We start from the raw sequence: 5,213 nt of genomic DNA on the forward strand, positions 1-5,213 counted from the left end.
CGATTTGGGCGGCAAGGCATGACACGGGGTTGCCCTTTGGCCGCAGCTTTGGTTTGTCTCTGCTAAACATTCCGGCCTGCCGATCCAGCAATGCACCGGACAGCAGAGAGGATCACAAAATGGCAAAAGTCGCTTTCCTTGGTCTGGGCGTTATGGGGTATCCGATGGCCGGCACCTGCAAGCCGCCGGTCATGAGGTAACTGTCTACAATCGTACCGCAAGCAAGGCCGAGGCCTGGGCTGCCGAACACGGCGGCGCGATGGCTGCCACCCCGCGCGAGGCTGCGTCAAGGTGCTGAGTTCGTCATGGCCTGCGTCGGCAATGACGACGATCTGCGCATGGTCTGTACCGGCGACGACGGTGCATTCAACGGCATGGCCGACGGGGCCATCTTTGTCGATCACACCACCGTGTCCGACAGGGTGACGCGCGAGCTTTGTGCACGCTGGCCAAGGCGCAGGGCATCGCTTTTGTCGATGCTCTCGATCTCAGGCGGACAGGCAGGCGCGGAGAATGGCAGTTCTGTCGATCATGTGCGGTGGTGATCAAGCCGCCTACGATGCGGCCGAACCGATCATGCAGGTCTATTCCAAAGATCTGCCGCCGCATCGGCGACAGCGGCGCGGGTGCAGATTGACCAAGATGTGCAACCAGATCGCTATCGCCGGGTCTGGTCCAGGCCCTGAGTGAAGCGCTGCATTTCGCCGAAAAAGCGGGCTCGGACGGACGTGCGGTGGTCGAGGTGATCAGCCAGGGCGCGGCGGGCAGCTGGCAGATGGTGAACCGACATGAGACCATGCTGGACGATCACTTCGACTATGGGTTCGCGGTGGACTGGATGCGCAAGGACCTGGGCATCTGCCTGGATACGGCCAACGAGACCGGCGCCTCGCTGCCCGTTACCGCGCTGGTCGATCAGTTCTACAAGGACGTACAGAAACAAGGCGGCGGGCGTTGGGATACGTCCTCGTTGTTTAAACGCCTGCGCGCACTGGACTAAAGAGGTAGCCCCATGGCTGAGCTGACAGATTTCTGGGCCCTCGCCCTGCGCGCCCATTGGGGGCTTGAGGCCAAGCTGGTCCGACTTGACGGCGAATATGACCTGAACTTTCTGGTCCGCGCCACCAATGGGCAGGACTACGTGCTGAAAGCCATGCGACCGGGCTGCGAAGCCCAACTGATTGACCTTCAGGTCGAGGCGCTGAAGCATATCGCGCTTGAGGCTCCGGGGTTGCCCTTTCCCGCAGTGCACCCCGATCTCAACGGTGCTGTGCTGCCCGAGATCCCGGATCAGGACGGTCAGCCCCGGCTGGTGTGGCTGTTGGAGTGCCTGCCCGGTCAGTGCACGCGAAGGCTGCACCGAAGTCGGACGAGTTGATCCTGAAACTTGGCCGGGTTCTGGGCGCAACTGACCGAGGCGCTAGAGCGGTTCACGCACGAAGGGCTGAACCGTCCGGACTTCAAATGGGATCTGACCCAGGCGGGTCTGGATCGCTGACAAGCTGGACGCCGTTGCCGACCCGACGCGACGTGCATTGTTGTCAGAGATTTCTGCGGATGTTCAAGCGATCTCAGATCGTTTGGCAGGCCTGCCGAAACAGGCCATCCACAATGATGCCAATGATTACAATATCCTGGTCGAGGGCGAGCTTGGGCAACGTCAGACGATCTCGGGTCTGATTGATCTGGGCGACATGTGCGCGCCCCGCGCATCGCGCGATCTGGCGATTGCCGGGGCGTATATCGTGCTGGACCATCCAAAACCCGAACAGGCATTGACCGCTTTGGTACGCGGCTATCACGCTGCCAACCGTTTGCGGGCTGACGAGGTCGATCTGATCTGGCCTCTGCTGCGCATGCGGCTGGCTGTGTCTGTGGTGAACTCGACCCTGATGGCGGCCGAGAACCCTGATGATCCTTACGTGACCATCAGCCAGGCCCCGGCATGGCGGTTCCTTGAGAACGCATGCGGTCAATGGCGGCCTGATGCCCGCTCGGCTGCGTGCGGCATGTGGGTTGCCCGTTACAGACGGGGCAGAAGCGAATCCACGCCTACCTTTCCGAGCATCGCGGTCAGTTCGCTGAGATGTTCGATCAGGACCTTAGCGAAGTTCCCATGGATCACTGTCAGGCGAGAACTCGACCTGGCCGCAGAACCCGTTCCACATGCCGCTGGAAGAAGCCGCGCGCGTGGGCGAAGAATTCGGAGAGGGTCTCTGGCTGGGCTACTACAACGAACCCCGCCTAATCTATGCCGAGCCGGCGTTCCGCAAAGGGCCTTGGAAGGCATCGGACCGTCGCACGGTTGCATCTGGCTGTGGATGTATTTGCCCCAGCCGGGAACCGTGCTGCATGCCCCCATGAGCGGCCGGGTCGAGGCCGTCGAAAACCGTGATGCGCATCTGGATTATGGCGGCGTGGTGATTCTGCACCACGAAACACCCGAGGGCGATCCGTTTTATACGCTCTATGGCCACCTGGACCCCGAGGTCCGCGATCGCCTGAAGCCAGGCGATCCGGTGGCGCAGGGCGCGGCCTTTGCACGGCTGGGCGACGCCACGCAAAATGGCGGCTGGGCGCCGCATGTGCATTTCCAGCTGGCCCTGACAACCGACGGTATGCAGAACGACTGGCCGGGTGTTGGCGACCCGGATGAGATGGAGTTGTGGCACGCGGTTTGCCCCAACCCTGCTGCCTTACTGAACCTGCCAGACGATAAGGTGTTCTACCGCCGGACCGACAAGCACGCGATCCTGCAGGGGCGGCATGACCATTTCGGCGGCGAACCTCAGCCTGACCTATGACGACCCGGTTATGCTGGTGCGCGGCTGGGAACATCACCTGTTCGACGAATGGGGTACGGCCCCATCTGGACGCATATAACAACGTCCCGCATGTGGGCCATGCGCATCCGCGCATTCAGGCCGTTGCGGCGGACCAGCTCAAGCGGCATGAACTCAAACACGCGCTATCTGCACCCGGCGCAGACGGATTTTGCCGACAAAGCGCTGTCCAAGCTGCCAAACCAGTTCGAGGTCTGTTTCTTCGTAAATTCCGGCACCGAGGCCAATGAATTGGCCTTGCGTCTGGCCCGCGCCCATACCGGCGCCAAGGGGATCGTGACGCCGGACCACGGCTATCACGGAAATACCAACGCGGCTGTTGCGATCTCGGCCTACAAGTTCAACAAACCGGGCGGGATCGGTCAGGCCGATTGGGTCGAACTGGTCGAAGTCGCCGACGACTATCGCGGTTCTATTCAAACGCGATGACGCTGATCGCGCCGAACAAGTTCGCAGATCTGGTGGACCCAGCGATTGCGGCGTTGCAGGACAAGGGCCACGGCCTCGCCGGTTTCATAGCCGAGACCTTCCCTTCCGTCGGTGGTCAGATCATTCCGCCAAAGGGGTACCTGCCCGCAGTTGACCAGAAATCCGGGCAGCAGGCGGCGTCTGCATCGCCGATGAGGTGCAGACCGGCCTTGGTCGTCTGGGTGAATACTATTTCGGATTTGAACACCAAGGCGCGCTGCCGGATATCGTTGTCATGGGCAAACCCATCGGCAATGGCCATCCGCTGGGTGTTTTGGTCACAACCAAGGCCATTGCAGAAAGCTTTGACAACGGGATCGAGTTCTTTTCCACCTTTGGCGGCTCGACCTTGTCCTGTCGGATCGGGAAGGAAGTTCTGGATATTGTCGATGACGAAGGATTGCAGGACAATGCCCGGGTTATGGGCGCACGTCTGATGGAAGGGCTACGCCAGATCGAACCTGAATTTGCCTGCGTCGGCGATGTGCGGGGTATGGGCCTTTTTGTCGGGGTCGAACCTGATAATCCTGATGGGTCGGAAAGCACCGAAATCTGCAAATACGTCAAGAACCGCATGCGCGATCATCGGATTCTGATCGGCAGCGAAGGGCCAAAGGACAACATCCTGAAAATCCGTCCACCCCTGACGATCGAAACCGAAGACATCGACATGATCCTATCGACGCTGCGGGTGGTGCTCTCCGAAGTTGGCGATTACGCCCCTGCCCCGGCCTGCGACCACGATCATCACCACGCGGGCTGCGGGTGCTGCTGATATGACAAAACCCCGGCCCGAGGGTGCCGGGGTTTGTACCTGCGCGGCTGTTTAGTGCAGCACGGCAGAGGGGGATTCGTGGCCGGTCGTCGGCAGTGGCACCGACGCGGTCATGCGGCGCAGCACCACACCCATCTCTTCGGACAATGATGCCAGAGCCGGAGCGTAATCCGGCCCGAACGATCAGTGACGCCATCATCATTGCGTCTTCGCGGGCACCTTCGGAGGCCGCTGCGATCATCTGCGCAAAACAGTTCTCATCCGCTCCGAGGCAGGAACAGCCCAGCCCATGACGCACCAGAGGGCGACGACCGTGGTGGGCGCACAGCCCGCAGAGGCGGTCCAGCGTCATCATAGCGGCGCGCCCCTGATCCAGGCCCAGCGTAATTTCGAAATCGCTGGCCGCATCCGCACGGGCTTTGGGACTTTCACTCCAAAGCCGCAGGTACATCACGGCACAAGCTTCAATCGGACCAAGGTCAGACAAACGCCCAACTGCAGCCCCGCCGCGCGAGGAAGGGGTGCTCATTTTGTCAGGATCAGTTTGCCGGCACGCGTGATACGCAGGGTGTACAGTTGGTCACCCAACTCGATATGAGCCAGATTGCCACCCTTGGTCAGATCTTCGGCCTTATGAGCCGGAAGCATGGACACCGCGTAGGACTGGCTGGGATTTGTGGTTCTGCACATTCATCAGGACAACTCCAATGGGTTCTCGGGCGAAAGGCCTTGTTTCGTTCGCGCTTTCAAATGTTTGGCTGACCCGAATTGGGTTGGCTGCGGGGGTCTTTCAGGTAATCTGATTAATTTAGTCAGGTATGTCAAGGCCAATACGAAACATCTAAGTGTCACAGGTGATTGCGCCAACGAAAACAAGCGGGTTAGGTCTGACGCGGCTGAATTTATGAGGACTGTGATGACCGCGACGATCATGTTCGATCTGGACGGCACGCTGATCGATAGCCTGCCGGATATCGCCGCAGCGGCCAACCGGATGCTGCAGGACGTCGACACCGCACCATTGTCGCAAGACACAATCAAACAGTTCGTGGGCAAGGGCTTGCCCAATCTGGTTGCGCGCGTAATCAGGTGCTGATCTCTTGACACTGCACGAGGAACTTAACCTT

Annotated in this window: 10 protein-coding genes; 9 read left to right on the forward strand and 1 reads right to left on the reverse strand. The window is 60.3% G+C overall.

Annotated elements, in window-relative coordinates:
- From ACXAC1_RS20045 to ACXAC1_RS20080, 8 genes are all read left to right on the forward strand, one after another.
- The coding region (locus tag ACXAC1_RS20045; protein ID WP_475063995.1) for a hypothetical protein at positions 1 to 200 on the forward strand (200 nt) is incomplete at its 5' end.
- Positions 176 to 298 (forward strand): NAD(P)-binding domain-containing protein, encoded by a 123-nt coding sequence (locus ACXAC1_RS20050; RefSeq protein ID WP_475064007.1) that lies wholly within the window; start codon positions 176 to 178, stop codon positions 296 to 298. The genes ACXAC1_RS20045 and ACXAC1_RS20050, both read left to right, overlap by 25 nt.
- A 7-nt stretch (positions 299 to 305) precedes the next feature.
- A complete protein-coding gene (locus ACXAC1_RS20055; protein ID WP_475063996.1) occupies positions 306 to 545 on the forward strand; it encodes an NAD(P)-binding domain-containing protein in 240 nt (79 codons plus the stop codon).
- Between the two features lie 188 nt (positions 546 to 733).
- Positions 734 to 1,000: an NAD-binding protein gene (locus ACXAC1_RS20060; protein ID WP_475063997.1), complete on the forward strand. Its 267-nt coding sequence runs from the start codon at positions 734 to 736 to the stop codon at positions 998 to 1,000.
- Between the two features lie 12 nt (positions 1,001 to 1,012).
- Entirely contained in the window at positions 1,013 to 1,378 is a 366-nt protein-coding gene (locus tag ACXAC1_RS20065; protein ID WP_475063999.1) for a hypothetical protein, read from the forward strand.
- A gap of 160 nt (positions 1,379 to 1,538) precedes the next feature.
- A complete protein-coding gene (locus ACXAC1_RS20070) occupies positions 1,539 to 2,804 on the forward strand; it encodes a peptidoglycan DD-metalloendopeptidase family protein (RefSeq protein ID WP_475064000.1) in 1,266 nt (421 codons plus the stop codon).
- Positions 2,805 to 2,951: 147 nt separating this feature from the next.
- The gene (locus ACXAC1_RS20075) at positions 2,952 to 3,272 is read left to right on the forward strand and encodes an aminotransferase class III-fold pyridoxal phosphate-dependent enzyme (RefSeq protein ID WP_475064001.1); all 321 of its coding nucleotides are present in this window, start codon (positions 2,952 to 2,954) and stop codon (positions 3,270 to 3,272) included.
- 196 nt (positions 3,273 to 3,468) lie between these two features.
- Positions 3,469 to 4,086, forward strand: a complete 618-nt coding sequence (locus ACXAC1_RS20080; protein ID WP_475064002.1) for an aminotransferase class III-fold pyridoxal phosphate-dependent enzyme — start codon at positions 3,469 to 3,471, stop codon at positions 4,084 to 4,086.
- Between the two features lie 525 nt (positions 4,087 to 4,611).
- Here ACXAC1_RS20080 and hemP read toward each other — a convergent pair.
- On the reverse strand, positions 4,612 to 4,776 hold the full coding sequence (gene hemP / locus ACXAC1_RS20085; protein ID WP_475064003.1) for a hemin uptake protein HemP: 165 nt from the start codon (positions 4,774 to 4,776) through the stop codon (positions 4,612 to 4,614).
- A gap of 226 nt (positions 4,777 to 5,002) precedes the next feature.
- Between hemP and ACXAC1_RS20090 the strand changes: the two genes are divergently transcribed.
- The gene (locus ACXAC1_RS20090; RefSeq protein WP_475064005.1) at positions 5,003 to 5,182 is read left to right on the forward strand and encodes an HAD hydrolase-like protein; all 180 of its coding nucleotides are present in this window, start codon (positions 5,003 to 5,005) and stop codon (positions 5,180 to 5,182) included.
- The last annotated feature ends 31 nt before the right edge of the window (positions 5,183 to 5,213 follow it).

The sequence above is a fragment of the Marinomonas sp. AWM4_232 genome, from assembly GCF_056158325.1.

Excerpts from the sequence above, each read along its gene's own strand:
- ACXAC1_RS20065 (WP_475063999.1), top strand. The coding sequence starts at position 1,013 with ATGGCTGAGCTGACAGATTTCTGGGCCCTCGCCCTGCGCGCCCATTGG.
- hemP (WP_475064003.1), bottom strand. The coding sequence starts at position 4,776 with ATGTGCAGAACCACAAATCCCAGCCAGTCCTACGCGGTGTCCATGCTT.
- ACXAC1_RS20090 (WP_475064005.1), top strand. The coding sequence starts at position 5,003 with ATGACCGCGACGATCATGTTCGATCTGGACGGCACGCTGATCGATAGC.
- ACXAC1_RS20075 (WP_475064001.1), top strand. The coding sequence starts at position 2,952 with ATGAACTCAAACACGCGCTATCTGCACCCGGCGCAGACGGATTTTGCC.
- ACXAC1_RS20055 (WP_475063996.1), top strand. The coding sequence starts at position 306 with ATGGCCTGCGTCGGCAATGACGACGATCTGCGCATGGTCTGTACCGGC.